Consider the following 26,512-nt stretch of genomic DNA (forward strand, 5'->3'; position numbering starts at 1 on the left):
CCCCTTTAGGGGGAGGGCCAGGGTGAGGGGATAATTTCTATCAGTTGGCGCTGTAGTTCATCACCACACCGCTCAGGCCGGAGATTTGCTTCAGCTCGCCAAGCGAACCTTTGAGCTTATCTTTCGACGCATCCGGCCCCACGAGGATACGCGTAATTTTACCCTGTACCGGCGTGGTGGGTGAAGTATAAACACGGTATCCCGCGCCGCGCAGTTTACTCACGATCTCATTGACCTTATCTGCATTTTTCAACGCACCGAGCTGAACGACATAGGCTTTGCCGGTAGGGGCCGCGTCCTGTTTTGCCTGCGGTGGCGTTTCTGAAGCGGCTGCCAGTTGCTCGGCCGCTTTATCCCGCTGCGGTTTCGGCTGCGGCTTCTCCACCGGTTTCGGCTTCTCAACAGGCTTAGGCTGTTCTACCGGCACCGGATCAATCTCGATGTTATTGTTCGTCGCCAGGCGCGAGGGATCGAGCGACGGCGCGGCTGCATCACCTGCGCGCACCTCTTCCGCTGCGCCTTCTGGCGGCTGGGCAGGCAGCGCCTGCGTTGCCGCTGGCAACATATCGGGCTCGTCGCGATCGCCCGGTTTGGGTACCAGCGGAATGGCCGCAAATTCATCCTGGTAATGCTTTTTCTGCCCGTCGAGCAATCCCGGGAGAATAATCACCCCGAGCGCGACCAGCACAATGGTTCCTGTTAAACGGTTCTGAAACTTACTCGCCACCGGTTCTCCCCGCGTCCATCACTTCCATGACATGTGCCACCGTGTGGAATGACCCACACACCAGCACGGTATCTTCTGGTTTAGCCTCCGCCATCGCGGCACGCCAGGCCGAAACCACACTGCTGTAGATTTCGCCTTTGCCGAGATGTTCCATCAACTGCTCAGCAGTCGCGCCGCGCGGCCCTTCCAGAGGAGCACAATACCAGCTATCGACCACACTCTCCATGCAGGCCAGCGTGCCGCCGATATCTTTATCATGAAGCATACCGATAACCGCCAGCACGCGCCCGGTTTTTGGTAACGATTTGAGACGTCCTGCGAGGTACGCCGCCGCATGCGGGTTATGTGCAACATCCAGAATCAGACGCGGTGACTCACTCACAATCTGAAAACGTCCTGGTAACAGTGCGTTCTGAATGCCATCGCGGATTGCCTGCTCGCTTACCGCTAATCCGCTGGCGCGCAGGGCTGCCAGCGCAGTCGCCGCGTTAGGCTGTGGCACCTGCGGCAGGGGCAGACTCTCCAGCACGCCCTGCGCATCGCTGAAGCGCCAGCCGTTGTCCTGCACCTCATACTGCCAGTCCACGCCGCGACGCAGCAGACGAGCGCCCTTCTCTTTCGCTACCTCAGCGATGGTATGTGGCATGTCCGGTTCGCCTACCACGGCAGGCTTATTGGCCCGGAAAATACCGGCCTTCTCACGGCCAATGCTCTCGCGGTCCGGGCCCAGCCAGTCGGTGTGATCCAGCGCGATGCTGGTGACGACGGCGACATCCGCATCCACCATATTGGTGGCATCCAGACGCCCGCCCAGCCCCACTTCCAGGATCACCACGTCCAGCTGCGCCTGCTTAAACAGCCACAGCGCCGACAGGGTGCCATATTCGAAATAGGTTAATGAGGTTTCGCCGCGCGCCGCTTCGATAGCGGCAAACGACGCCGTATGGGCCGATTCCGCCAGCTCGGTGTTTTGCACCCGCACGCGCTCGGTATAGCGCACCAGATGCGGCGAGCTGTAAACGCCAACTTTGTACCCCGCCGCCATCAGGACAGATTCCAGCGTGCGGCAGGTGGTGCCTTTACCGTTAGTGCCGGCGACGGTAAACACGAAAGGCGCGGGTTTCAGCACGTCAAGACGCGCGGCAACCTGGCTTACGCGCTCAAGGCCCATGTCGATAGTTTTACTGTGCAGGTTTTCCAGATAAGAAAGCCACGCGGCCAGGGGCGACGTGGCTTGAGGAATGCTTTTATTTTCCATGATGCCCGGTTGTCATTAACGGTTTAGAAAGCAAAAGGGCAGCGCCATTCGGCCCTGCCCTTTTCAGTTATCAGGCCTCGGGTTCCTGATCCGGTACCACCACGCCTTCGCGCGGCTCGTCCGGGTTAGGCGCTGGCAGATTCATCAGCTTCGCCAGAATGCTGGCCAGTTTCAGGCGCATTTCCGGACGGCGGACGATCATATCGATAGCGCCTTTCTCAATGAGGAACTCACTGCGCTGGAAGCCCGGCGGCAGTTTCTCACGTACGGTCTGCTCGATAACGCGAGGACCGGCAAAGCCGATCAGCGCTTTTGGCTCCGCGATGTTCAGGTCGCCCAGCATGGCGAAGCTTGCAGAAACGCCGCCCATGGTTGGGTCGGTCAGTACCGAAATGTACGGCAGACCGCGCTCCTGCATTTTCGCCAGCGCCGCAGAGGTTTTCGCCATCTGCATCAGGGACATCAGCGCTTCCTGCATACGTGCGCCACCGGAGGCGGAGAAGCAGATCAGCGGGCAGTTGTCTTCCAGCGCCTGCTCAACGGCACGCACGAAACGCGCGCCGACCACGGAGCCCATTGAGCCGCCCATAAAGGAGAACTCAAACGCGGCGGCAACCACCGGCATTTCATGCAGGGTGCCTTTCATGACGATTAGCGCGTCTTTCTCGCCGGTCTCTTTCTGCGCAGAGGCCAGACGATCTTTGTATTTTTTGGAGTCGCGGAACTTGAGCACATCTTTTGGCTCCAGTTCGCTGCCCAGTTCTACCAGAGAACCTTCGTCCAGCAGGCTATGCAGGCGGTTGCGCGCCGACATACGCATATGGTGGTCACACTTCGGACACACCTCAAGATTGCGTTCCAGCTCTGCGCGATACAGAACCTGGCCGCAGCTATCACACTTCGTCCATACCCCTTCAGGAATGCTCGCTTTACGCGTTGGGGTAATGTTGCTTTTAATTCGTTCAATCCAGCTCATTGATAACCTTTCTGCCTGAACCTGGTCGTATGCCAGTTTTGCTGTAAGAGGCGAATAATGCCATTTTTGCCTCCAACAGACCATGAATGTTGCACATTAAAACATAACAGCCCGAAACTTTGGATAAAAAAGTGGTCGAACCGCCAGCGTGCATTTACTTCGCTTGCTTTGCCGCCGCGCGTTTGTGACGGATAATTTCGATGACGCCAGGCAGTACGGAAAGCACAATAATCGCTACAATCAGTAACTTAAGGTTTTCCTGAACCACCGGCAGATCGCCAAACAGGTAGCCTGCATAGGTGAACAGCAGCACCCACAGCAGCGCGCCCACCACGTTGTACATGGCAAAATGACGATAGGACATGTGACCCATTCCCGCCACAAACGGTGCAAATGTACGCACAATAGGCACAAAACGGGCAAGGATAATGGTCTTACCGCCATGGCGCTCATAGAACGCATGGGTCTTATCTAAATAACTGCGGCGGAAAATCTTCGAGTCCGGATTACTGAACAACCGCTCGCCAAACACCCGCCCGATGGTGTAGTTGACCGCATCACCAACAATCGCGGCGATGATCATCAGGACGACCATCAGATGGACATTCAGGTCATTCGTTGGCAGTGCGGATAACGCGCCCGCCACGAACAGCAGTGAATCTCCAGGCAGGAACGGCGTAACCACAAGGCCGGTTTCACAGAACAGAATGAGGAACAGAATGGCGTAAACCCAGACGCCGTACTGCGCGACCAGCTCCGCCAGGTGAACATCAATATGCAGGATGAAATCAATCAGAAAACGTATTACGTCCATATTGTCTAAGCCCTAATTGCACCTTTGTTTAGTCCGCTAAAAACAGCGGGCCCATTGGCGGTTTTGGCAGGTCGAACCGGTCCGGATAATCCACCGAAACCAGATACAGCCCTTCCGCTTTCGCCGTTGCTGCCGCAAGCGTTCTGTCCTTCGCTGCAAGCAGTTCTGCAATCCAGCTCTCCGGCTGGTGTCCGGCGCCCACTTCCATCAGGCTGCCCACAATATTCCGCACCATATGATGTACAAAGGCATTGGCTTTGATATCCACCACCACATACGCGCCATACCGACTGACGTTAATGTGCATGACGTTACGCCACGGCGTACGGGACTGACACTGCACCGCACGAAACGACGTAAAATCATTCTCTCCAATCAGACACTGCGCCGCACGCTGCATACGTTCTGCATCCAGCGGTTCATAAAAATGCGTCACGCCCTGGCTTAACACCGCCGGGCGCAGGCGCTGGTTATAGATGACATAACGGTAGCGCCGCGCCGTCGCGCTGAAACGCGCGTGAAAATCATCCGGCACAGCTTTCACCCAACGCACGGCAATGTCACCAGGCAAATTCGCATTTACACCCAGCGTCCAGGCCGCGTCTTTGCGCACGGCGGTGGTGTCAAAATGCACCACCTGCCCCGTGCCGTGAACGCCGGCATCGGTGCGGCCCGCGCAGAAGACGCTTATCGGTTCATTCGCTACCTGAGAGAGCGCTTTCTCCAGCTTCTCCTGGACGCTGCGCACCTCATTCTGCCGCTGCCAGCCATAGTATTTACTGCCATCGTATTCAATGCCGAGGGCAATTCTGTGGACCGGCTTTTGTTCCACATCTGACATCAGTACAGATACTCCTGCACCAGTTTTTCCGCGATTTTGACCGCCATCAGCGCGCCGCCGAAACGCACGTTGTCGGCAACAGACCAAAACTGCACCTGCTCAGGCATACCGTAATCGTTACGCACACAGCCCACAGAGAGATACGCGCTGCCGGTGGCGTCGCCCACCTGCGTCGGGAATTCGCTCTCTTCGGACAGGACAATGTCCTCTCCGCGGCCAAACGCGTCGCGGGCTTCTTCAGCCGCCAGCGGACGCAGGGCTTCAAACCCGACCATCTGCGCGTGGCCGTAAAAGACCGGAGACTGCACGACATTCGCGGAGATCATCAGCCCGTCATCCTGCAAAATTTTGCGTGCTTCATCGACGATACGACGCTCTTCCCGCACCGAACCTTCACGATCCGGCAGTAGCGGCAGCATGTTGAACGCCAGCTGGCGGCCAAAGAAATCATCTTCGTCGATCGGGATACCGTTCAGCAGCTTCGCGCTCTGCCCTGCCAGTGCGTCTACGGCTTTTTTGCCGTTAGCGGAGGCTGACAGCAGGCTGGTCACGGAAATACGCGACAGGCCACCGTCGTCGATCAGCGGCTTCAGCGCGGTCAGCAGCTGGCTGGTGAGGCTGTTCGGTACTGCAATGATGTTGCGGTTGCGGTAGTCAGCCAGCACAAACGGGTTGACGTCCGGCACCACCAGCGGCACATCCGGCTCCAGGGAGAACAGGCCGCTCAGGTCGATCACCAGACAGCCTGAATTTGTCGCTTCTTCAATGTAAGACGCCGTGGCTTGCGCACCTGCGGCAAAAAACGCCAGCTGAGCCTGCGTCCAGTCAAACGCGGCGGCGTCCTGCACCATCAAGGATTTCCCGCCGAAACGCAGCTGTTCTCCTGCGCTGTCGGTACGCGCCAGTGCGTAAATCTCACCCACCGGGAACTGACGCTCAGCAAGGGTTTCAAGCAGGGCTTCGCCCACGGCGCCAGTGGCACCCAAAATGGCAATGTTCCAGCCTTCAGACATGGTGGTTTACTCCAGAAATAAAAAGCGTCCCTGCCGGAACATCCGACAGGGAGCATTAAGAAGACATTAACGTGCCGGGTGGTGAACGGCGTTAAATCCCAGTTTATGCAGCAGCCCCGCCGCTGACGCGTCATCGCACATGACATACAGGGAAGACCACTCGCGGCGCTCAAGGTAATTTTTGCGTAGCTTGTCAAACTCACCCGGAATACCCGCCACTTTACGCAGCAGCGCGTCATCGCGGCGCACATCATACACCAAATGCACCAGTCTTTTCAGCGTTGCCTCATCCAGCAGGCCATGAAGGGTAATGCGGCCAAATTCCGGGGCGGGCAGCAGCGTATCCAGCGCCACCTGCTGCGGATGGCCGATAAAGGCGCTGTAAGCCTCAAACACCTGGGTTGTGCCACGCGCTTTGCCTTCAAGGGTATAACCCGCGATATGTGCGGTACCCACGTCTACCTTATCCAGCAATGCGACGTTGAGATCAGGCTCTGGCTCCCAGACGTCCAGCACGACGCTAAGCTCTTGTCCTTCGTCGAGACATGCCAGCAGCGCCGCGTTATCCACCACCGGTCCCCGGCAGGCATTTATCAGAATAGTGCCAGCCTTCAGACGGCGGATCAGCTTTTCGTCGGCCAGGTGCAGGGTCTTATACGGCCCCTCTTTAAAGAGCGGCGTATGGAAGGTGATGACGTCGCACTCGTCGACCAGCTCATCCAGTGTGCGGAAGTCGCCTTCATCACCGTTATCCTTACGCGGCGGATCGCACAGCAGGGTGCGGATTCCCCAGGCTTCCAGACGCTTTTGCAGACGTCCGCCCACGTTGCCCACCCCCACAATCCCGACGGTGCGGTCTTTCAGCGTAAAACCATCGCGCTCGGCCAGCATCAATAGCGAGGAGAAAACATATTCCACGACGGCAATGGCGTTACAGCCTGGCGCCGCGGAAAAACCAATCCCCGCTTGCTTAAGCCACTGGTCATCCACATGATCGGTCCCGGCCGTTGCCGTCCCGACAAATTTAACCCCTTTGCCGGTGAGCAGCGCCTCATTTACTTTAGTCACCGAGCGCACCATCAGGGCGTCTGCATCGTCCAGTTCGCTGACCGGAATCGGGCGACCAGGGACAGCCTTAACCTCACCCAGGCGGCTGAACAGCTCACGGGCGTAAGGCATATTTTCATCAACGAGGATTTTCACGTCTGAGTACCTGTTTGAGAGGAAGTAAACCTACCAAGTGTGCCATAATCTCGCCGCCGGGCATATATCTCCGCCCGGTTACGCAGAGTTTGACTTTAAGGATTTTTGACGATGCAGCCCATTTCAGGTACGCCTCCGCGCCCTCCGGGTGAAGGCCCCGTAACGCCCAACACGCCAGGCGAACAACCGCTCTCCACGCAGCAACGCACCGTACTGGAGCGTCTGATCACGCGTCTTATTGCGTTGACCTCACAGCAAAACGCAGAGGTGTGGGCCGGCGTGAAGCACGATTTGGGCGTCAGAAACGATGCGCAGCTACAGTCGCGCCATTTCCCTGCCGCCGAACAAAACCTGAACCAGCGTCTTACCAGCGCACAGCAGCAACATACCACCCGCCAGATTATCTCGCAGCTGACCGAGCTGTTGGGCCAGGGGAATAATCGTCAGGCGGTGAGTGATTTTATCCGTCAACAGTACGGTCATACCGCCCTGAGCCAGCTTTCGCCGGAACAGCTGAAAACCGTGTTGACCCTGCTGCAAAGCAATCAGCTTTCTATCCCGCAGCCGCAACAGCGCCCGTCTACAGAACGGCCATTGCAGCCTGCGGAGCATAATACGCTCAAGCAGATGGTCACTAAGCTGGCTGCCGCAACCGGCGAACCCACAAAGCTTATCTGGCAATCCATGCTGGAACTTTCCGGTGTGAAAGCGGGCGAGATGATCCCGGCAAAACAGTTTACCCATCTGGTCACCTGGCTCCAGGCGCGTCAGACGCTCAGCACCCAGAGCGCCCCGACCCTGCACAGCGTACAGGCGGCGCTGAAACAACCGCTGGAACCGCACGAGTTCGATACGATCCGGGATTACGCTCAGCAGAGCTGGCAGGCTACGCCGCAAACGGTGCTGACCACCGCCCAGGTGCAGGATGTGCTCAATCAGATCTTCGTTCGCCGCGCCGAGCGGGAAGGCGGCGTGCCGGAGGTAAGAAACATTCAGCCGATCTACAACCCGCTGTTTGCCCCCGTAGTTGATACGTTCAAAACGCTTTCTGCCTGTCCGGGATTGATGTTGATCGCGTTGGTGATTGCGCTGGCGATTTTCTGGCTGGTTGCGTGAGGATTTGCCCGGTGGCGCTTCGCTTACCGGGTCTACAACGGCTCGAACCGTAGGCCGGGTAAGGCGAAGCCGCCACCCGGCAACATACTACCGCTTGCGAAACGCCACCATCGTCACCACAATCCCCACCACCGCTGACACCGCACCGGCGAGAAATACGGAAGGATAGCCAAACGACGTTGCAAGCAGCCCCGCCAGCGGCCCGGTGATGCCGTATGAGATATCCTGAAACGCCGCATAGCCGCCCAGCGCCGTGCCGCGCACCTGCGGAGCCACGCGCTTCACCACTTCAACGCCCAGCGCCGGGAAGATCAGCGAGCAGCCGCAGCCGGTTAACGCCGCACCCAGCAGCGCAACGGATGCAGAGGGCGCCTGCCAGAGCAGTACCAGACCCACGGTCTCAATGACAAGTGACGACACGGCCACCTTCACGCCGCCAAAGCGATCCGGCATCCAGCCAAACAGCACGCGCATCAATACAAACGCGCCGCCAAAGGCCGTCAGCGTAAAGCCCGCCATCGCCCAGCCGCGGCTCATGAAATAGAGGGAGACAAAGGTACCAATAACCGCGAAGCCCACCCCCTGAAGCGCCAGCCCAAGCCCCGGCTGCCAGATTTGCCCCACCACGCTCCACAGCGAAGGACGCTCGCCTTTATGGGCGGGCACCTTACGCACCGAACCGTTAAACGCCCACGCCAGCAGCGGCAATACCATGGTGGTGCCTGCCAGCGCCGCAAAACCAAACTGGCTGTGGATCAGCAGCCCCAGCGGCGCGCCTGCCGCCAGTGCGCCGTAAATCGCCATCCCGTTCCAGGACATCACTTTTCCGGAACGCGCAGGTCCCACCAGCCCCATTCCCCAGGTCAGGGTGCCGGTCAGCAGCTGGCTTTCGCCAAAGCCGAGGATCAGGCGCCCTACCACCAGCAGCGCGAATTTATACGCTGCATCTATTGGCAACAGCGCCGCCAGCAGCCAGGCTCCCCCCGCCAGCCCGCAGGCAAACATGCCCTGCAACGCCGAGCGTTTTGCGCCGTGCTGATCCGCCAGGCGACCGGCGTAGCCCCGGGTTAATACCGTCGCTAAAAACTGAATGCCCACCGCAATGCCGACCATGGTGTTGCCATAGCCCAGCTCCTGGTGAACGAACAAGGGGATCACCGGCAGCGGCAGGCCAACGGTCATATAGGTCAGAAACACCGCAAAGGCGATGCGGAAAAGGGAAAGGTTCCCGGAAGGAGCGCTCTTCTCAGGGGTAACAGCCTTCATGCATAACTCCGTGTTCAGGCATAAAAAAAGGGAGCCGCGCGGCTCCCTTCTACTATACCTTCAAACGCTTACGCTTTCAGCTTACGCATCACCAGCGTGGCGTTGGTGCCGCCGAAACCGAAGCTGTTGGACATAACGGTCGTCAGCTCACGTTCGGTGGTTTCAGTCACGATGTTCAGGCCAGCCGCCTGCTCGTCCATCTCTTCGATGTTGATGCTTGGCGCGATAAAGCCGTTTTCCAGCATCAGCAGAGAGTAGATCGCTTCCTGCACGCCCGCCGCGCCCAGAGAGTGACCGGTCATGGCTTTGGTTGCAGAGATAGCCGGGCTGTTGTCGCCGAACACTTCACGGATCGCACCCAGCTCTTTCACGTCGCCTACCGGCGTTGAGGTGCCGTGGGAGTTCAGGTAGTCGATTGGAGTATCAACACCGTGCATCGCCATCTTCATGCAGCGCACCGCGCCTTCACCGGATGGAGCAACCATGTCAGCGCCGTCAGACGTTGCGCCGTAGCCCACGATCTCAGCATAGATGTGCGCGCCACGCGCCAGCGCGTGTTCCAGCTCTTCAACCACAACCATACCGCCGCCGCCAGCGATAACAAAACCGTCGCGGTGTGCATCATAAGTACGGGACGCTTTGTCTGGCGTTTCGTTGTATTTAGTGGACAGTGCGCCCATCGCGTCGAACTCACAGGCCATTTCCCAGCCCAGCTCTTCGCCACCGCCAGCAAATACGATGTCCTGTTTGCCCAGTTGGATCTGCTCAACCGCATTACCGATACAGTGTGCGGAGGTCGCACATGCGGAGCTGATGGAGTAGTTCACACCGTGGATTTTGAACGGCGTTGCCAGGCACGCGGAAACCGCTGAACCCATGGCTTTGGTCACAACATATGGACCGACCGCTTTCAGGCCGCGCGGGCTGCGCATGGCGTCAGCACCGAACACCTGAGCTTTAGAAGAACCGCCGGAACCTGCAATCAGGCCCACGCGTGGGTTGTTCTGGTAAACGTCTTCGCTCAGACCAGAATCCTTGATCGCTTCCTGCATGGAAAGATAGGCGTAGATAGAGGCATCGTTCATGAAACGAACCACTTTACGGTCAATTAAACCGGTGGTGTCCAGTTTAACGTTACCCCATACGTGGCTACGCATTCCAGAATCTTTAAACTCTTCAGAGAAAGTGATCCCGGAGCGTCCTTCACGCAGAGATGCCAGGACTTCCTGCTGGTTATTACCGATGCTGGAAACGATGCCCAGGCCAGTAATCACTGCACGTTTCATTCAATACCTCTGTAAGTCGCACTATAAAAAGTTTCGAGTCGCACAATAGCGTACACTTGTACGCCGAACAAGTCCGATCAGCCATTTTCTGTGGAAATTTGCACCGATGGGCTCACATCGCTAAGATCGTGCCACTGCCTGTCGGACGAGTAACTTACGTGAAACAAAACGCCATACAACCTGCCAACCTCGAATTCAACGCTGAGGGTACACCTGTTTCCCGAGATTTTGATGACGTCTACTTTTCTAATGATAACGGACTGGAAGAGACGCGCTATGTTTTCCTCGACGGAAATCATCTCGGCACCCGCTTCCCTGAGCATCCGCGCAGTCTGTTCGTCGTGGCGGAGAGCGGTTTCGGCACCGGGCTGAATTTTCTGACCCTCTGGCAGGCATTCGATTGTTTTCGCGCTGCATACCCCGAGGCTACCTTACAAAGATTACATTTCATCAGTTTCGAAAAATTTCCGCTTACCGCGCACGATCTGCGGCTTGCCCATCAGCGCTGGCCGGAGCTTGCCCACTGGGCGGAACAGCTTCAGACCCAGTGGCCACCGGCTATCGGCGGCTGTCATCGTCTGATTCTGGATGACGGACGCGTCACCCTCGACCTGTGGCTGGGCGATATTAACGACCTGACCGATAAGCTTGATGACTCAATGAATCAGAAAGTGGACGCCTGGTTCCTGGACGGTTTTGCGCCCGCTAAAAACCCGGACATGTGGAGCCCGCACCTGTTCAGCGCCATGGCACGTCTGGCGCGCCCGGGCGCGACGCTTGCTACCTTCACCTCCGCGGGCTTTGTCCGTCGTGGGTTGCAGGAGGCGGGGTTTACCATGCGGAAAACCAAAGGCTTTGGCCGCAAACGCGACATGCTGGTCGGGGTGATGGAACAGGATCTGGCGATCCCGGCGCAGGCCCCCTGGTTTGCCCGCCGCGCCAGCACCTCGCGTGAGGTCGCTATTGTGGGCGGGGGTATTGCCAGCGCCCTGCTCTCGCTGGCGCTGCTGCACCGTGGCTGGCAGGTGACGCTCTACTGCGCTGACGAGGCGCCGGCGACGGGCGCATCAGGCAACCGTCAGGGCGCGCTTTATCCCTTATTAAGTTCACACGATCCGGCACTGTTCCAGTTCTTCCCGGCGGCGTTTACGTTTGCTCGCCGCCTTTACGATAGCCTGCCGGTTGCGTTCGACCACGACTGGTGCGGCGTGACGCAGCTCGGCTGGGACGAGAAGAGCCAGCAGAAAATCACACAAATGCTGTCGCTGGGGCTGCCGGAGGACATCGCCCATGCAGTGACGGCACAGCAGGTTACAGAGACCACTGGCGTCGACACCGGCTGCGGGGGTATTCAGTATCCACTCGGCGGCTGGCTGTGTCCGGCTGAACTGACTTCTGCGGCGATAGCCCTCGGGCAGTCGCGTGGGTTGACAGTGCATTATGCCCATAAGGTTCAATCGCTAAGCCGCACTGCGCACTGGAAACTGCGTTTCGCTGACGGTAAAGAGGCGCAGCATGCCAGCGTTGTGCTGGCCAACGGACATCACATCACTCAGTTTACCCAGACAGCGTCATTGGCGGTTTATCCAGTCGGCGGCCAGGTGAGCCATATCCCGACCGCGCCCCAACTGAGCAAACTGCGTCAGGTGCTGTGTTACGACGGCTACCTGACGCCGCAAAATCCCTCCAATGGCCATCACTGCATCGGCGCCAGCTACCATCGCGGTGAAACAGATATGCAGTACAGCGAAGCGGATCAGCAGCAAAACCGACAGCGCCTGGTCGACTGTTTTCCGGATGCGTCGTGGGCGAAAGAGGTTGATGTCAGTGAGGGTCAGGCGCGCTGCGGCGTACGCTGCGCGACCCGCGATCACCTGCCGATGGCGGGAAACGTGCCGGACTATGACGCCACGCTTGAAGTCTATCAGGATCTTGCAGACAGCAAAGAAACGGCGGTAAGTGCGCCCGTTCACCCCGAGCTGTTTATGCTGGGTGGCTTAGGCTCGCGGGGATTGTGCTCCGCGCCGCTGCTGGCTGAAGCGTTAGCCGCGCAAATGAGCGACGAGCCGGTTCCGCTGGACAGGGTTACGCTCGCGGGGCTGAATCCAAACCGACTGTGGGTGCGGAAATTGCTGAAGGGGAAAATGGTCAAGTAGGGTGCGGTCTGGTGCCCTCACCCCGGCCCTCTCCCTGTGGGAGAGGGCGGTGATACACTTACTTCGCTTTCGCCTGCTGGAACAAATTATCCCACATGCCCAGCACTAAAGACTGGTCGCGCGGAGAGAGTTCCCCGGCCTGAATAGCGTTTTCCAGGCTGCGAGTGACTTCCGCGTGAACGGCGTCGGCAGAGTGATCGTCCCCGGCTTCCAGCGCGGCTACCGCCAGCGTCAGGTGACCACGCAGATAACCGCTGGCGAACAGCTCATCATCACTGGCGTGTTCCACCATGTCATCAATTAACGCCAGAATGCGTGATTCAAATTCTGCGATCATCTTCTTTCCTCTGTTAAAGATCTTCCGGCCACGGGAAGCGTTCCGCCGTGATCTCCGGCGTGTGGTAATAATTCTGTAAAGCCTCGATCAGGCGTGCCGGACGTGCCGGGATGCCTTTCTCAAGATATTCCATCACCTGCGCATGAACGCGGCGCTGGAAGACGATACGGTCTGGCTCGAAGTCGCCTTCGAGGTTGTCACAGCTCACGTTGAACGGGAAACCCGCCGCCACGCAGAACAGCCATTCCAGCGCCTGGGGTTTCACCTCCACATCTTCAAACTGCCCCTGGGTGGCGGCGTCGCGCCCGTCCGGGCAGTACCAGTAACCAAAGTCCACCAGCTCGCGACGCGCTTTCCCGGCGATACACCAGTGCGAAATTTCGTGCAAACCGCTGGCGTAAAAGCCGTGGGCAAAGATGATGCGGTTATACGGAACCTCGTCATCAGCTGGAAGATAGATCGGTTCGTCGTCGCCTTTAATCAGACGGGTATTAAAATCATCAGCAAAACAGCTATCGAAGATCTCAATCAGCTGTTCGTAGTTATGCGTACTGTTCATTAGTTCATCCCCAACCAGGTGAGGATCTCCTGTCCATGGCTGTCATAAAGAAGTTTGGCGCTCATCACCGCCGAGACGACAACAATCATCGGGCGGATCAGCTTTTGCCCTTTGCTTAATACCAGACGCGAGCCTGCGCGCGCGCCCAAAAACTGCCCTGCCATCATCACAAACCCGGTTGCCCAGATAACCTTGCCGCCAATGATAAACAGCAGCAGACCGCCAACGTTGGAGGTCGCGTTGAGGACTTTGGCGTGGGCGGTGGATTTGGCGAGGTTGAACCCGGCCAGCGTCACGAATGCCAGCGCGTAAAACGAGCCTGCCCCCGGGCCAAAGAAGCCATCGTAAAAACCGACGCAGCCACCGGCGATCAGCGCAAACGGCAGGCCGTGAAGGCGACGCTGTCGATCTTCTTCCCCGAGCTTTGGCATGAGTAAGAAATAGAGGCCGATACAGATAACCAGCAGCGGCAGGATCTGGCGCAGAATGTCGGACTGTACGTGCTGGACCAGCAGCGCGCCCGCCGTTGAGCCAATAAACGTCATCAGGATATTGAGCTTCTGATCGGCGAGATTCACCACTTTACGCCGAATGAAATAGAGCGACGAGGAGAGCGAACCGCCGCATGCCTGGAGTTTGTTGGTGGCAAGCGCCTGGGCAGGGCTCATGCCTGCCGCCAGCAACGCCGGAACGGTGAGCAACCCGCCGCCGCCCGCCAGGGCATCGATAAATCCGGCTAACATTGCAACAAAAAAGAGCACCGCCAGCAGCAGCGGTGACACCATGAACAGGTCGACGAAATTATCCATTAAAGTACATGCTCATCCAGTAGCGCCTGGCAGGAAGGCGGCAACGGAGGCGGTGTCTTCTTCTCAGGCTTAGAGGTTCCAGGCTTGGCTGGTTCAAACCAGCTTTGCAGTTCGTAACCACAACCATCGCCAGGCGGTGGCAGCGGCTGATCTTCACATTCCAGGCTGTTCGCCGGGCAGCGCAGGCGAACATGCATATGGGCACGATGCTGGAACCACGGGCGCACTTTACGCAACCAGTCGCGATCCGTTCCCGCATCCAGGCAAAGCTGCTGCTTGATGGCCGGATTAACAAAGATCCGCGTGACGTCGTTATCCTTTGCCGCCAGCTTAATCATGCTGGAAATTTCCGGCGACCATCGCGAGGCGACGACACGTTTACCGTCGGCCGAGACCAGATCCAGCGCCTGCGGTTTCAGCAGTTGCGCTGAGCTCCAGCGCGTTTTCGGCAATTGCAGGAAGATATCCACATCCAGTCCGGTCTGGTGGCTGGCGTGACCGCCGTTAAAGCGGCCACCGGCAGGCATCCCCATATCGCCAATCAGCATCGTGCCCAGCCCCAGATTATGCACCTGGTTGCCAAGACGCTGAATAAAAAGCACCAGGTCAGGATGGCCGAAATAACGGCGCTGGTCGGTGCGCATCACCTGATAGGTATCCGATTGCAGCGGAAGTTCCTGCGCGCCGACGATACACCCGTTGGAGAAAGCGCCAATGGACTGCGCGCTCCCCGCTACCGGATGGGTGATTTTCTGCCACGGCGTAGCGGCCAGGCTTGCTCCACTGACCAGCAGCGCCAGCAGAGCGATTGCGGTTTTTTTCATAGTTACCAGCGTGGAATGGTGGTCGTCACATCCGCATTCTGCGCGCGCTGGCGCAGGAAGTGATCCATCAGCACGATCGCCAGCATCGCTTCTGCGATCGGTACCGCGCGGATCCCCACGCACGGATCGTGACGCCCTTTGGTGATCATCTCAACTTCATCGCCAGCGCGGTTAATCGTGTGGCCCGGCACGGTAATGCTGGACGTTGGCTTCAGCGCGATATTGGCAATAATTTGCTGCCCGCTGCTGATGCCGCCCAGAATGCCGCCCGCATGGTTGCTCTGGAAACCCGCCTTCGTGATTTCGTCGCGGTTCTGGCTGCCGCGAAGCTTAACCACGTCAAAACCGTCGCCGATTTCAACGCCTTTCACCGCGTTGATGCTCATCAGCGCGTGGGCGATGTCGGCGTCAAGGCGGTCAAATACCGGCTCGCCCCAGCCAGCCGGCACGCCATCGGCCACCACGGTGACTTTCGCACCAATGGAATCGCCCTCTTTTTTCAGGCCACGCATCAGCTCATCCAGCGCGTCCAGCTTGTCGGCATCGGCGCAGAAGAACGGGTTAAGTTCTACCTGCTCCCAGTCTTTGATAGCCAGCGGAATGTCGCCCATCTGGGTCAGACAACCGCGGATAACGATGCCGAATTTCTGCTGGAGATATTTTTTGGCAATCGCCCCTGCCGCCACGCGCATCGCGGTTTCACGTGCGGAAGAACGTCCGCCGCCGCGATAGTCGCGAAAGCCATATTTTTGTTCGTAGGTGTAATCAGCGTGGCCCGGACGGAAGACGTCTTTAATCGCGCCGTAGTCCTGAGAACGCTGATCGGTGTTTTCAATCAGCAGACCAATGCTGGTCCCGGTGGTACGGCCTTCAAATACGCCGGAGAGAATTTTGACCTGGTCCGGCTCGCGACGCTGCGTGGTGTAGCGAGAGGTACCCGGACGCCGACGGTCAAGGTCATGCTGTAAATCGGCTTCGGTCAGTTCGATGCCTGGCGGGACGCCATCAACGATACAACCCAGTGCCAGACCGTGCGACTCGCCAAAGGTGGTCACACGGAATACCTGTCCAATACTGTTTCCTGCCATCACGGCTCCGCTGTTTTTGTTTGTGTTTGAGCGTTGTGAAACGGGCCGAAGCCCGCTGGATTAATCTTTGTAAATGCTGAAGTATTCGCGTGCATCAAGCAGCTGCGCCTTGGTCAGCATGAAGACGCCGTCACCGCCGTTGTCGAACTCAAGCCAGGTGAACGGCACATCCGGGTACTGCTCTATCAGATGTACCATGCTGTTGCCCACTTCACAAATCAGAATGCCGTCGTCGGTCAGATAATCCGGCGCGCACGCCAGGATGCGGCGGGTCAGCTTCAGCCCGTCAGAGCCGGACGCCAGACCCAGCTCCGGCTCGTGACGGTACTCGTTCGGCAGGTCGGACATGTCTTCTGCATCCACGTACGGCGGATTAGTGACGATCAGGTCGTATTGCAGCGTCGGCAGGTCGCGGAACAGGTCAGAGCGGATAGGCGTGACGTGATGAATCAGCCCGTGCTCTTCAATGTTGTGTTCGGTGACGGCCAGCGCGTCGGTGGAGATATCGACGGCGTCCACTTCCGCTTCCGGGAAGGCGTACGCGCAGGCAATGGCGATGCAGCCGCTGCCGGTGCACATATCAAGAATGTGCTGCGGCTGATGGTTAATCAGGCCGTCAAAGTGGTTGTTGATCAGCTCGCCAATCGGCGAGCGCGGCACCAGCACGCGTTCATCAACATAGAACTCATGGCCGCAGAACCAGGCTTTGTTGGTCAGGTAAGCCACCGGAATGCGCTCGTTCACGCGACGGATCACGCGCTCAACGATGCGGTGTTTTTCGCTGGAGGTCAGGCGCGCGGTGCGCATGTCTTCCGGAATATCCAGTGGCAGATAGAGAGACGGCAGCACCAGCTGAACGGCCTCATCCCACGGGTTATCCGTACCGTGGCCGTACCAGATATTGGCGGCGCTGAAGCGGCTAACCGACCAGCGCAACATGTCCTGTATGGTATGCAGCTCGTTTACTGCTTCATCGACAAAAATTTTATCCACTCTTTCCTCCAGGGCATGCTCGCATAATTTTCGGCGGCTAGTTTGCCATGAAGACGGCGATAAATCAGCAATGACGCGTGTCGCTTGAGGTTAAAAAATGCGTTTAGTCGGGTACACTATCGGAAATACGAGATGAGAATGACGAATGAAAAAGAAAACATCGCTCAGCGAGGAGGATCAGGCTCTCTTCCGCCAGCTGATGACCGGGACGCGTCAAATCACGCACGACACCATTGTCCATCGCCCGCAGCGTAAAAAAGTCAGCGAGGTTCCGGTCAAACGTCTGCTCCAGGAGCAGGCCGATAACAGCCACTATTTTTCAGATGAGTTTCAGCCGCTGCTCAATACTCAGGGTGCGGTGAAATACGTGCGCGAAGACGTCAGCCATTTTGAACTGAAAAAATTACGCCGGGGAGATTACTCGCCGGAGCTGTTCCTCGATCTGCATGGGTTGACCCAGATGCAGGCGAAACAGGAGCTGGGGGCGTTGATCGCGGCATGTCGTCGCGAGCATGTTTTTTGCACCTGCGTAATGCACGGCCACGGCAAACATATTCTTAAGCAACAGACACCGCTGTGGCTGGCTCAGCACCCGCACGTGATGGCGTTTCATCAGGCACCCAAAGAGTACGGCGGAGATGCCGCATTGCTGGTATTGATTGAAGTGGAGGAGTGGCAGCCGCCAGAGTTGCCCTGACAGGATGGCGGGAGGCACGCTGCACCCCGCCATATCGCACGTCACGTCAGATGGCTTTTGCCATCTTCAGGTTGCACGGACTCATTTGCCAGTTAAAGACCCCTTTGCCGGTTTCGTCGAGGGTGACGTTGGCAATGGCGGACGTAGTGAACATCGGTGGCGTTTCGCCCGGGCACAGCTCAGATACCAGATAGCCGACCAGCGGCAGGTGGGAAATGACCAGTGCGGAAGCGACACCTTCATTGCACAGCGCCTGAAGGTAAGCACTGACAAGGCCAACATCGCCACACGGCGTGAGTTCAGGGAGCACATCCACACTGGATGGCAGGTTCATACACTCCCCTACCACATCCAGCGTCTGTTCTGCCCGCAGGAACGGACTCACCAGAACGCGTTCAATGTCCACTTTTTGACCTTTAAGCCATGTTGCCATCTGACGGGATTCGTCGCAGCCACAGACGGTTAAAGGACGTACTGAGTCACTGGCGGCATCGAGTGCCGCGTCGCCGTGACGCATGATAAAAACTTGCATATTGCACCGCTTTTGTTAACCAGAATCACCGGCGTTAACTACCCGCGATTAATGCTCTGAGGTAGAAAACCCGATGGCCGGGCATTGTGCCTGATCCATTCGGTGAATGAAACGCTGTTTTTTACCTCAATGGCGTAAGTATAGTCAATCTCTGTTTACAATTTCGCCAGAACAGGTTCCATCACCTCAGGATTTACCCTTCTTTGACTTCAGTTTACGCAATCAGTTTCCCTTACGGGCCAGAATGTCTGACCCCGTTCCGCCATCTGCAATAATTCGTCACAAGGTGTAAACCGTGGACCATATTGCGAGGCCAGACGTTGCAGAATCGCAACCACTTCACCCGCCCCGAGGGTATCCATATACCGGAACGGACCGGCAAGGAATGGCGGAAAACCGATACCAAACACGGCGCCGATGTCGCCGTCGCGTGCGCTCTTGATCACCTGCTCACCAAAGCAGCGCGCCGCTTCATTGAGCATCATCATTACGCAGCGCTCAGCACACTGAACCGCCGACAATTTTGCCTGACCCGTGACAGGAATAAGCGCATAAACCGAAGGGTCGACCTGTTTCTTGCTTTTACGCCCTTTCGCGGCGTAAAGATAGAAACCGCGTTCATTTTTTCTGCCTTTGCGATCGTCCTTCAAAATTGCAGAAACAAAGTTTGCAGGCGGCGCAAAACGATCGCCATAAGCCGCTTCCAGCACAGGGATAATTTTAGTCCCCGTATCAATTCCTACCTCATCCAAAAGTTGGATTGGGCCGACGGGGAAACCAAACTTCACCAGAGCGTCATCGACGTGCTCAATTTTCTCCCCTTCCGTCAGCAACCGCATCGCTTCGTTAATGTACGGCGCCAGAATGCGGTTGACGTAGAAGCCGGCTTTGTCCGCGACCACAATCGGGGTTTTGCCCTGTTTTTTCGCCAGTTTCACCACGGTGGCAATAGTTTGCGGGCTGGTTGTGGCATGCGGGATAACCTCCACCAGCGGCATTTTTTCGACAGGGCTGAAATAGTGCAGCCCTATTACCTTCTCCGGGCGCACGGCTTTCGCCGCGATGTCGCCGATCGGCAAAGACGAGGTGTTTGACGCGAAAATGGTGTGCGGCGCGCAGTGCTGTTCAACGTCCGCCACCATCTGCTGCTTAAGGGCCAGATCTTCGAACACGGCTTCAATCACCAGATCGCGGTGTGCAAACCCACTGTAGTCGGTGGCGCCAGTGATCATCGCGAGGGTTTTATCGCGCTCACTGGCCTTGATATGGCGGCGTTTCACTTTGCGATCAAGGTTCTGCCAGCTGTACTGCAACGCATGGTTGATACCCTTAGGGTTGATATCTTTGATACGTACGGGCAATTTGCCTTTGCTGGCGGTGACAAATGCGATGCCGCCGCCCATCAGCCCACCACCCAGAACGCCAACGGCGCGCAGCAGAGCCGGTTCAGCTTCACTGCCCGGATCTTTTTTAACCTCCGTGCTGGCAAAGAAAATGCCGCGCAGCGCCTGCGACTGCGGCGTCATCGCCAGCTCGCCAAAGGCTTTCGCTTCCGCAGCATAACCGCTGCTGCTGCCCTGCGATAAACCGGTTTCAATCACCTTCAGAATGCGCGTCGCTGCCGGATAATTCCCTTTGGTTTTTTGCTCGGTTTTTTTACCCACCATATTGAACAGCAGCGTGCGCCCCAGCGGCCCGGCGAGGATACGCTCGCGCACCGGCAGAGGGCGTTTCGCCTGACGACCTTTCAGCGCCCGCTCAACGGCGGCCTCAAGCAAGATGGCGTGCGGAACGACCTCATCAACCAGACCCGCCTTTAATGCCTGACGGGCGCGCAGCTGTTTACCGGTTAAAATCATCTCCAGCGCCGTACTGACGCCCACCAGACGCGGCAGGCGCTGCGTGCCACCTGAACCGGGCAGCAATCCAAGCTGTACCTCCGGCAGTCCGAGTACCGTTTTCGCATCGTCGGTACAAATGCGGCTGTGACAGGCCAGCGCCAGCTCAAGCCCACCGCCCAGGCAGGCCCCGTGGATCGCAGCGACAACGGGTATCGACAGCGCATGGATCTCCGCCATTACCTGCTGCCCTTGACGCGCCAGGTCTTCTGCTTCCTGAGCGCTTTTCGCCCGGGCAATCATGTTGATATCGGCCCCGGCAATAAAGTTATCCGGCTTTGCCGAGATAAATACCAGGCCACGTATCGCTTTGTTTTCGCGGATCTGTCTGAGCATCGCACGCACCTGAACGCCGAACTCGGCCTTCAGGGTGTTCATCTTTTCGTCGGGTACATCAATGGTGATAACAGCCACGTTATCAAGGCGAACAGCCAGGTTAAATGCAGATGTCGTTTCCATTATTCAGCCTCCAGAACCATTGCTGCACCCAGGCCGCCCGCCGCACAGGCGGTAACGAGACCAAAACCGCCGCCGCGGCGACGCAGCTCGTGCAAAGTCTGGGTTATCATTCTCGCGCCGGTCGCCGCAAATGGATGGCCGTAGGCGATGGATCCGCCAAGCACGTTAAACTTACTCTGATCCACTTCGCCGGTCGCGTGGGCGCGGCCCAGTACATCGCGCGCGAAGCGCTCGCTTGCCAGCAGCTGAATGTTTGCCAGGGTTTGTGCGGCAAAGGCTTCGTGCATATCGATCAGGGTTAAGTCAGCCAGCGTCAACCCCGCACGCTCCAGCGCCAGGGGCGTGGACCAGGCCGGACCGAGCAGCATGTCCTGCCAGACATCAATGGCGGTAAAGGCGTAGCTACGCAAATAGCCCAGCGGTGTGATGCCAAGCTCTTTCGCCCGGGATTCCGTCATCAGGATCACGGCGGCGGCACCGTCCGTCAGTGGCGTACTGTTGGCCGCCGTAACGGTGCCATGTTTACGATCAAACGCCGGGCGCAGTTTTGCGTAATCCTCCAGCGTCGAGGTGCCACGGATATTGTTATCTTCCACCAGCGGTTCGCGGAAAGGCGGGATATAAGCAGTCATCACCTCGTCGGCAAGTTTGCCTTCCGACCAGGCCTTCGCAGCGAGCTGATGCGAGCGATGCGCCAGTGCATCCTGCTGTTCGCGGGTAATACCGTAGGTTTTTGCCATCTGCTCGGCAGTGTCGCCCATACGCAGGCCGGTGGAGTATTCAGCAACGGCAGGTGGCACGGGCATGAGGTCGCGCAGGCGTAAACGCGAGAAGAGTTTAAGCTTTGCACCGGTAGTGCGAGCTTTGTTGGCATCCACGAGGATGCGGGCCAGCTGTTTGCTGACGCCGATGGGCAGCACGGAGGAGGAATCCGCGCCGCCGGCGATCCCCGCGCGAATGGTCCCCGCCATCAGGCTTTCCGCCACGTTCGCCACCGCCTGGAAACTGGTGGCGCAGGCGCGGCTGACGCTGTAGGCGTCGGTATGAACATTCATGCCGGTGCCCAGCACGATTTCACGTGCGATATTGGGCGCTTCCGGCATTTGCACCACCTGGCCGAAAACCAGTTGCTCAATAACCTCTGGCGGGATCTCGCTGCGAGCCAGCATCTCCCCCACTACCATTTTTCCCAGATCGACTGCCGGTATACCGTGAAACGCGGTTGCCTGACGCGCAAACGGCGTACGTAACCCGCTGATAATGGCAATGCGGTCACCGTGTCGGGTGATAAGCGGTAATGCCTGACTCATAACACTCCCCTGTAAAAAAATTTTGCGCGCACATTAAGTGGTCTGACCTGATAATAGTCTTAACTATTTTTTTACATTGAGCCAATCGGGGAAGCGAAAAATTGCGAGCTAAGGCACAGAGAAGAAAAAGAAAATGCCCCTGCATGGCAGAGGCATTTGTGAGATTTGTTGCCGGGTTGCGGCGTTGCCTTACCCGGCCTACACGATCATAGGCCCGTGCAAAAAGTATTAACGCAGGCCTAACTGGAAGATCAGCGTTTCTGCTTCGCAGGCGAACACAAAGTCGATAACCAGCTGCACGCCGCCTTCCACTTCCGTGAAGGTGGATTTGATTTCACACGGATCGGATTCGACTTCACGCGCGCGCTGGCTCAGCGCGGCCAGCGTCTCTTCCGCTTCAGCACGGTTAGGGAATACGCGGCTGTAAGAGGCGGTGCAATCGGTGTTGTCCATAATGGTGCCAACATCCATACAGCAGCAAACCGGGGTTTCATCAGCACTGCATTTACTCATAGCTCAATTTCCTCTGTATTCGCGCAGGGCGCGAGATAAACACGATGCGTCTATTTTACGCCCCCGGACGAGCCCCCTCCAGCCGTTAATGGCGCAAAATCGGATAAGTGAGCAATATCACACTAAAAAATGATCTAAAACAAAATTCCCCTTTTCAGAGGAATCGCACTGGTCACAATTTTGCCAACCAGATCTCGTTTCAAGAAACATATCTGAAAATATTAATAAACAAACTTGCAACATCCCAGCTGGTCAGACCTATACTCTCGCCACTGGTCTGATTTGTAAGTCATACCTCAGACCCTACACTTCGCGCTCCTGTTACGGTATGTAACAATTATTGAATAAAAATAACTCAATGAGGTTATGGTCATGAGCCAGAAAACCCTGTTCAAACAAACTGCTTTAGCAGTTGCAGTGGCAATCGTCTCAACGTCCGCCTGGTCAGCGGGCTTCCAGTTAAACGAATTTTCTTCCTCTGGCCTTGGCCGTGCGTATTCCGGGGAAGGTGCGATTGCCGATGACGCAGGCAACGCGAGCCGTAACCCGGCGCTGATCATGATGTTTGATCGCCCTACCTTCTCTGCCGGTGCGGTTTACATCGATCCTGATGTCAATATTTCTGGCAAATCTCAGTTCACCGGCGCAGATCTGAAGGCGGATAACATTGCGCCGACCGCGTGGGTGCCTAACCTGCACTTTGTTGCGCCAATCAATGAACAGTTTGGTTGGGGTGCCTCTGTCACCTCTAACTATGGCCTGGCAACGGAGTTCAATAACAACTATCCGGCCGGGGAATACGGCGGTAAAACCGACCTGACGACCCTGAACCTTAACCTGAGCGGCGCATATCGTCTGAACGATAACTGGAGCTTTGGTCTGGGCTTTGATGCTGTCTACGCTGATGCAAAAATCGAGCGTTATTCCGGGGAGCAAACTGCTGCGCTGCCGAAAAACAGCAATAAAATTGCCAGCCTGAAAGGCGATGAATGGGGCTACGGCTGGAACGCCGGTATCCTGTATGAACTGGATAAAAACAACCGCTGGGGTCTGACCTACCGCTCAGAAGTGAAGATTGACTTCGATGGCGATTACAAAAGCGGCATCCTGAGCCCAGTCAACGGTATGGTACCGGGCGCAGGCACCACCATTCCATGGGGTACCTCGAATCAAACCGTACCGGGTTCACTGTCACTGCATCTGCCAGAAATGTGGGAAGTGTCAGGTTATAACCGCGTTGCGCCGCAGTGGGCTATTCACTATAGCCTCGCGTATACCAGCTGGAGCCAGTTCCAGGAGCTGAAAGCCACCGGCAGCAACGGCCAGACGCTGTTCTATAAAGACGAAAGCTTCCACGATGCTTACCGTATCGCACTTGGTACGACCTATTATATGGATGACAACTGGACGTTCCGTACTGGCGTGGCATTTGATGACAGCCCGGTACCGGCAGATAAGCGTTCTATCTCCATTCCGGATCAGGACCGTTTCTGGGTGAGTGCGGGGGCAACCTACGCGTTCAACGAGAATGCCTCTATCGACGCGGGCGTGTCGTACATGCATGGACAGAAAGTGACCTTCCAGGAAGGCCCTTACGAGTTTACCTCTGAAGGTAAAGCCTGGCTGTTTGGTACCAACTTCAACTACGCGTTCTAATCCCAACACGATTAAAAAAGGTGAGCATTGCTCACCTTTTTTATTTATTCCGAATCGATATCTTTTAATTCGTTCTCGATGGCTTTCGCGTTCGGATTATCTTCCGGCTTCAGCTTACCGCCGTTGGCAATAAAGTCATGGTTCTGGAAGTAGGCCTCGCGGACCATGATGTACGGATCGGAAGACTGACGCAGCAGACCGTCAGAGTCCAGCAGTTGCGCACGTGTTTCAATTCCTTCCACGGTCCATTTACCAATCGACAGCGGCCAGGTGAGCCATGACAGCACCGGATACAACGTATCCACCATGTCGCCGCCATCATCACGCACGGTAAAGCTGCCGTAGAATGGCAGGTGCACATACGGCCCATAACCTACGCCATAATGCCCCAGCGTGCTGCCGAAACGGTGCGGCTGTTCACGCTGTAATTTCGGGTTCGCCATGCCCGCGACATCAATTAAGCCGCCCATACCCAGCAGGGAGTTCAGGAAGAAGCGGGTGAAATGCACCATCCCCTGATACGGGTCGCCCTGGAGGAAGTAGTTGACCATAACCGCTGGCTCTTCCAGGTTACTGGTAAAGTTGCTCAGCCCGTTACGCGCCGGCTGCGGAACGTAGTCACGCCATGCCACGGCAACCGGACGAACCAGATACGGATCCAGCACATTATAGTTAAAGCTGTACATTGAACGGTTAAATCCTTCGAGAGGATCGGAGCGTCCCGTTTGCTCGCCAGAGCTGGCGCAGCCCACAAGCATTGTTACGCCCAGCGCAAGCGCCGACAGCCGAAGCTTCATAAATTTCTCCCTGTTCAATATGGCTATCGTTGAATGCCATCTGTGACGGAGCCGGTGATGCTCCGCCTGAAACGTGCAAGTGATTGTAACAGCACGCTTACCGATGTCTACGAGGACAATGACGACCCGCTCGCGTCATCACGCTAATTTCAGCATAGCCTGTCTTTCAGAATTCGTTTCGCTGGCAATTTTATATTGGCTTTGAAAGAGATGTCTCACCTTTATTGCCATTTACAGCAATTTAAGAGCATCCCCACGGGCAAGGCGCTAAAAGCCGCTACGCTTAAATGAGCAATTACCCCGAAGGAGCTGTTATGAAAGACATTAACGAAGAAAAAATTGGCGAGAACAATGAAGAACTTGAGATTGAAAGTGAGGAGAAAGACCGGGGAGAAGAGATAGAAGTCGATGAAGATCGCCTGCCGTCACGCGCCATGGCTATTCATGAGCATATTCGCCAGGACGGGGAAAAAGAGATGGAGCGCGACGCGATGGCCCTGCTGTGGTCAGCCATTGCAGCCGGTCTGTCAATGGGCGCCTCTTTGCTCGCCAAAGGGATATTTCACGTTCAGCTGGAAGGCGTACCGGGCGGGTTTTTGCTGGAAAATTTAGGCTACACGTTCGGCTTTATTATCGTCATTATGGCGAGACAGCAGCTTTTTACGGAGAATACCGTCACTGCCGTACTGCCCGTCATGCAAAATCCGACCCTCGGTAATTTCGGTTTACTGATGCGCCTGTGGAGCGTCGTGCTGCTGGGGAACCTCATCGGTACGGGTATAGCCGCCTGGGCGTTCGAGTATATGCCAATATTTGATGAACCGACCCGCGACGCATTTGTGAAAATTGGCATGGATGTGATGAAAAACACGCCGGTTGAAATGTTCTCTAATGCCATAATTTCCGGCTGGATCATCGCCACTATGGTGTGGATGTTCCCCTCAGCGGGCAGCGCGAAAATCGTGGTGATTATCCTGATGACCTGGCTTATCGCACTCGCCGATACCACGCACATTGTTGTCGGAACCGTTGAAATCCTTTATCTGGTATTTAACGGCACACTCCACTGGAGCGACTTTTTCTGGCCGTTCGCCCTGCCAACCCTCGCAGGCAACATTTGTGGCGGGACCTTTATCTTTGCGCTGTTGAGCCATGCGCAAATCCGTAACGACATGTCCAACAAGCGTAAGGCCGAGCTTAAGGCTCAGGAAAAAAAGGATAAAACTGCCGAAAAATCGGCGTGAACGGTGAATCTTTGACCAGTCAGGCGGCAATGCGCTTAACGAAAAGTGTAAATAACGCTATACTCTTGCCGCTTCGTCCCCTTAGTTAAATGGTTAAAGTGCACATTAAATTCAATTAACTGATTTTATTAAATATAAAC

General features: G+C 56.7%; 25 protein-coding genes. 5 read left to right on the top strand and 20 right to left on the bottom strand.

Annotated features, from left to right (window positions below):
• Positions 1 to 40: 40 nt before the first annotated feature.
• The 7 genes from dedD to pdxB form a co-directional block, all read right to left on the bottom strand.
• A complete protein-coding gene (gene dedD / locus O1724_RS15995; RefSeq protein WP_003861412.1) occupies positions 41 to 727 on the bottom strand; it encodes a cell division protein DedD in 687 nt (228 codons plus the stop codon).
• Positions 717 to 1,985, bottom strand: a complete 1,269-nt coding sequence (gene folC / locus O1724_RS16000; RefSeq protein ID WP_017692992.1) for a bifunctional tetrahydrofolate synthase/dihydrofolate synthase — start codon at positions 1,983 to 1,985, stop codon at positions 717 to 719. The genes dedD and folC overlap by 11 nt, the downstream gene beginning before the upstream one ends.
• 70 nt (positions 1,986 to 2,055) lie before the next feature.
• Complete coding sequence (gene accD, locus O1724_RS16005) at positions 2,056 to 2,961, bottom strand: acetyl-CoA carboxylase, carboxyltransferase subunit beta (RefSeq protein ID WP_003861408.1); 906 nt, start codon at positions 2,959 to 2,961, stop codon at positions 2,056 to 2,058.
• A gap of 154 nt (positions 2,962 to 3,115) precedes the next feature.
• The gene (locus O1724_RS16010) at positions 3,116 to 3,775 is read right to left on the bottom strand and encodes a DedA family protein (RefSeq protein WP_003861406.1); all 660 of its coding nucleotides are present in this window, start codon (positions 3,773 to 3,775) and stop codon (positions 3,116 to 3,118) included.
• Positions 3,776 to 3,803: 28 nt separating this feature from the next.
• The gene (truA, locus tag O1724_RS16015; protein WP_001286071.1) at positions 3,804 to 4,616 is read right to left on the bottom strand and encodes a tRNA pseudouridine(38-40) synthase TruA; all 813 of its coding nucleotides are present in this window, start codon (positions 4,614 to 4,616) and stop codon (positions 3,804 to 3,806) included.
• The gene (locus O1724_RS16020) at positions 4,616 to 5,629 is read right to left on the bottom strand and encodes an aspartate-semialdehyde dehydrogenase (protein WP_126296740.1); all 1,014 of its coding nucleotides are present in this window, start codon (positions 5,627 to 5,629) and stop codon (positions 4,616 to 4,618) included. The genes truA and O1724_RS16020 overlap by 1 nt, the downstream gene beginning before the upstream one ends.
• A gap of 66 nt (positions 5,630 to 5,695) precedes the next feature.
• Positions 5,696 to 6,832 carry a 4-phosphoerythronate dehydrogenase PdxB gene (gene pdxB / locus O1724_RS16025; protein ID WP_023314591.1) on the bottom strand — a complete coding sequence of 379 codons (1,137 nt, stop codon included), beginning with the start codon at positions 6,830 to 6,832 and terminating at the stop codon, positions 5,696 to 5,698.
• A gap of 111 nt (positions 6,833 to 6,943) precedes the next feature.
• Here pdxB and flk point away from each other — a divergent pair, with 111 nt between their 5' ends.
• Complete coding sequence (flk, locus tag O1724_RS16030; protein WP_126296741.1) at positions 6,944 to 7,948, top strand: flagella biosynthesis regulator Flk; 1,005 nt, start codon at positions 6,944 to 6,946, stop codon at positions 7,946 to 7,948.
• Positions 7,949 to 8,035: 87 nt separating this feature from the next.
• On the opposite strand, the gene O1724_RS16035 is transcribed toward flk, so the two are convergent.
• Both O1724_RS16035 and fabB read right to left on the bottom strand, forming a co-directional pair.
• Positions 8,036 to 9,214: an MFS transporter gene (locus O1724_RS16035; RefSeq protein WP_003861397.1), complete on the bottom strand. Its 1,179-nt coding sequence runs from the start codon at positions 9,212 to 9,214 to the stop codon at positions 8,036 to 8,038.
• A gap of 68 nt (positions 9,215 to 9,282) precedes the next feature.
• Positions 9,283 to 10,500 carry a beta-ketoacyl-ACP synthase I gene (gene fabB, locus O1724_RS16040; protein WP_003861395.1) on the bottom strand — a complete coding sequence of 406 codons (1,218 nt, stop codon included), beginning with the start codon at positions 10,498 to 10,500 and terminating at the stop codon, positions 9,283 to 9,285.
• A gap of 158 nt (positions 10,501 to 10,658) precedes the next feature.
• On the opposite strand from fabB, the gene mnmC reads away from it, so the two are divergent.
• Positions 10,659 to 12,656 (top strand): bifunctional tRNA (5-methylaminomethyl-2-thiouridine)(34)-methyltransferase MnmC2/FAD-dependent 5-carboxymethylaminomethyl-2-thiouridine(34) oxidoreductase MnmC1, encoded by a 1,998-nt coding sequence (gene mnmC / locus O1724_RS16045; protein WP_045345828.1) that lies wholly within the window; start codon positions 10,659 to 10,661, stop codon positions 12,654 to 12,656.
• A 58-nt stretch (positions 12,657 to 12,714) separates the two neighbouring features.
• Here mnmC and O1724_RS16050 read toward each other — a convergent pair whose 3' ends face one another.
• The 6 genes from O1724_RS16050 to prmB are packed head-to-tail and all read right to left on the bottom strand — an operon-like array spanning position 12,715 to position 17,266.
• Complete coding sequence (locus O1724_RS16050; protein WP_003861391.1) at positions 12,715 to 12,993, bottom strand: YfcL family protein; 279 nt, start codon at positions 12,991 to 12,993, stop codon at positions 12,715 to 12,717.
• A 13-nt stretch (positions 12,994 to 13,006) separates the two neighbouring features.
• A complete protein-coding gene (locus O1724_RS16055; protein WP_023314593.1) occupies positions 13,007 to 13,552 on the bottom strand; it encodes an elongation factor P hydroxylase in 546 nt (181 codons plus the stop codon).
• Positions 13,552 to 14,361 carry a sulfite exporter TauE/SafE family protein gene (locus tag O1724_RS16060; protein ID WP_003861386.1) on the bottom strand — a complete coding sequence of 270 codons (810 nt, stop codon included), beginning with the start codon at positions 14,359 to 14,361 and terminating at the stop codon, positions 13,552 to 13,554. Before O1724_RS16060 ends, O1724_RS16055 begins: the two co-directional genes overlap by 1 nt.
• On the bottom strand, positions 14,361 to 15,185 hold the full coding sequence (gene mepA, locus O1724_RS16065) for a penicillin-insensitive murein endopeptidase (RefSeq protein WP_023325006.1): 825 nt from the start codon (positions 15,183 to 15,185) through the stop codon (positions 14,361 to 14,363). Before mepA ends, O1724_RS16060 begins: the two co-directional genes overlap by 1 nt.
• A 2-nt stretch (positions 15,186 to 15,187) precedes the next feature.
• Positions 15,188 to 16,273: a chorismate synthase gene (gene aroC / locus O1724_RS16070; RefSeq protein ID WP_023314595.1), complete on the bottom strand. Its 1,086-nt coding sequence runs from the start codon at positions 16,271 to 16,273 to the stop codon at positions 15,188 to 15,190.
• 60 nt (positions 16,274 to 16,333) lie between these two features.
• Positions 16,334 to 17,266, bottom strand: coding sequence for a 50S ribosomal protein L3 N(5)-glutamine methyltransferase (prmB, locus tag O1724_RS16075; RefSeq protein ID WP_045331045.1), 933 nt, complete (start codon positions 17,264 to 17,266; stop codon positions 16,334 to 16,336).
• Positions 17,267 to 17,411: 145 nt separating this feature from the next.
• On the opposite strand from prmB, the gene smrB reads away from it, so the two are divergent.
• The gene (smrB, locus tag O1724_RS16080) at positions 17,412 to 17,963 is read left to right on the top strand and encodes an endonuclease SmrB (RefSeq protein WP_022651546.1); all 552 of its coding nucleotides are present in this window, start codon (positions 17,412 to 17,414) and stop codon (positions 17,961 to 17,963) included.
• A gap of 46 nt (positions 17,964 to 18,009) precedes the next feature.
• Here smrB and sixA read toward each other — a convergent pair whose 3' ends face one another.
• The 4 genes from sixA to O1724_RS16100 form a co-directional block, all read right to left on the bottom strand.
• The gene (gene sixA / locus O1724_RS16085; protein ID WP_003861375.1) at positions 18,010 to 18,495 is read right to left on the bottom strand and encodes a phosphohistidine phosphatase SixA; all 486 of its coding nucleotides are present in this window, start codon (positions 18,493 to 18,495) and stop codon (positions 18,010 to 18,012) included.
• A 209-nt stretch (positions 18,496 to 18,704) separates the two neighbouring features.
• A complete protein-coding gene (gene fadJ, locus O1724_RS16090; protein WP_214595464.1) occupies positions 18,705 to 20,852 on the bottom strand; it encodes a fatty acid oxidation complex subunit alpha FadJ in 2,148 nt (715 codons plus the stop codon).
• Positions 20,852 to 22,162, bottom strand: coding sequence for an acetyl-CoA C-acyltransferase FadI (fadI, locus tag O1724_RS16095; protein ID WP_032609764.1), 1,311 nt, complete (start codon positions 22,160 to 22,162; stop codon positions 20,852 to 20,854). Before fadI ends, fadJ begins: the two co-directional genes overlap by 1 nt.
• A 228-nt stretch (positions 22,163 to 22,390) precedes the next feature.
• The gene (locus tag O1724_RS16100; RefSeq protein WP_126296743.1) at positions 22,391 to 22,675 is read right to left on the bottom strand and encodes a YfcZ/YiiS family protein; all 285 of its coding nucleotides are present in this window, start codon (positions 22,673 to 22,675) and stop codon (positions 22,391 to 22,393) included.
• A gap of 372 nt (positions 22,676 to 23,047) precedes the next feature.
• Between O1724_RS16100 and fadL the strand changes: the two genes are divergently transcribed.
• Positions 23,048 to 24,331, top strand: a complete 1,284-nt coding sequence (fadL, locus tag O1724_RS16105) for a long-chain fatty acid transporter FadL (RefSeq protein ID WP_003861367.1) — start codon at positions 23,048 to 23,050, stop codon at positions 24,329 to 24,331.
• 44 nt (positions 24,332 to 24,375) lie between these two features.
• On the opposite strand, the gene mlaA is transcribed toward fadL, so the two are convergent.
• Complete coding sequence (gene mlaA, locus O1724_RS16110; RefSeq protein WP_003861365.1) at positions 24,376 to 25,128, bottom strand: phospholipid-binding lipoprotein MlaA; 753 nt, start codon at positions 25,126 to 25,128, stop codon at positions 24,376 to 24,378.
• Between the two features lie 314 nt (positions 25,129 to 25,442).
• On the opposite strand from mlaA, the gene O1724_RS16115 reads away from it, so the two are divergent.
• Positions 25,443 to 26,372, top strand: coding sequence for a formate/nitrite transporter family protein (locus O1724_RS16115; RefSeq protein WP_003861364.1), 930 nt, complete (start codon positions 25,443 to 25,445; stop codon positions 26,370 to 26,372).
• Positions 26,373 to 26,512: the final 140 nt, after the last annotated feature.

It is taken from the genome of Enterobacter cloacae complex sp. HYC074_NIDB, from assembly GCF_056673345.1.

Coding starts and splice junctions, on each gene's coding strand:
- folC (WP_017692992.1), bottom strand. CDS start 1,985: ATGGAAAATAAAAGCATTCCTCAAGCCACGTCGCCCCTGGCCGCGTGG.
- accD (WP_003861408.1), bottom strand. CDS start 2,961: ATGAGCTGGATTGAACGAATTAAAAGCAACATTACCCCAACGCGTAAA.
- O1724_RS16010 (WP_003861406.1), bottom strand. CDS start 3,775: ATGGACGTAATACGTTTTCTGATTGATTTCATCCTGCATATTGATGTT.
- truA (WP_001286071.1), bottom strand. CDS start 4,616: ATGTCAGATGTGGAACAAAAGCCGGTCCACAGAATTGCCCTCGGCATT.
- O1724_RS16020 (WP_126296740.1), bottom strand. CDS start 5,629: ATGTCTGAAGGCTGGAACATTGCCATTTTGGGTGCCACTGGCGCCGTG.
- flk (WP_126296741.1), top strand. CDS start 6,944: ATGCAGCCCATTTCAGGTACGCCTCCGCGCCCTCCGGGTGAAGGCCCC.
- O1724_RS16035 (WP_003861397.1), bottom strand. CDS start 9,214: ATGAAGGCTGTTACCCCTGAGAAGAGCGCTCCTTCCGGGAACCTTTCC.
- fabB (WP_003861395.1), bottom strand. CDS start 10,500: ATGAAACGTGCAGTGATTACTGGCCTGGGCATCGTTTCCAGCATCGGT.
- O1724_RS16050 (WP_003861391.1), bottom strand. CDS start 12,993: ATGATCGCAGAATTTGAATCACGCATTCTGGCGTTAATTGATGACATG.
- O1724_RS16055 (WP_023314593.1), bottom strand. CDS start 13,552: ATGAACAGTACGCATAACTACGAACAGCTGATTGAGATCTTCGATAGC.
- O1724_RS16060 (WP_003861386.1), bottom strand. CDS start 14,361: ATGGATAATTTCGTCGACCTGTTCATGGTGTCACCGCTGCTGCTGGCG.
- mepA (WP_023325006.1), bottom strand. CDS start 15,185: ATGAAAAAAACCGCAATCGCTCTGCTGGCGCTGCTGGTCAGTGGAGCA.
- aroC (WP_023314595.1), bottom strand. CDS start 16,273: ATGGCAGGAAACAGTATTGGACAGGTATTCCGTGTGACCACCTTTGGC.
- smrB (WP_022651546.1), top strand. CDS start 17,412: ATGAAAAAGAAAACATCGCTCAGCGAGGAGGATCAGGCTCTCTTCCGC.
- sixA (WP_003861375.1), bottom strand. CDS start 18,495: ATGCAAGTTTTTATCATGCGTCACGGCGACGCGGCACTCGATGCCGCC.
- fadJ (WP_214595464.1), bottom strand. CDS start 20,852: ATGGAAACGACATCTGCATTTAACCTGGCTGTTCGCCTTGATAACGTG.
- fadI (WP_032609764.1), bottom strand. CDS start 22,162: ATGAGTCAGGCATTACCGCTTATCACCCGACACGGTGACCGCATTGCC.
- O1724_RS16100 (WP_126296743.1), bottom strand. CDS start 22,675: ATGAGTAAATGCAGTGCTGATGAAACCCCGGTTTGCTGCTGTATGGAT.
- fadL (WP_003861367.1), top strand. CDS start 23,048: ATGAGCCAGAAAACCCTGTTCAAACAAACTGCTTTAGCAGTTGCAGTG.
- mlaA (WP_003861365.1), bottom strand. CDS start 25,128: ATGAAGCTTCGGCTGTCGGCGCTTGCGCTGGGCGTAACAATGCTTGTG.
- O1724_RS16115 (WP_003861364.1), top strand. CDS start 25,443: ATGAAAGACATTAACGAAGAAAAAATTGGCGAGAACAATGAAGAACTT.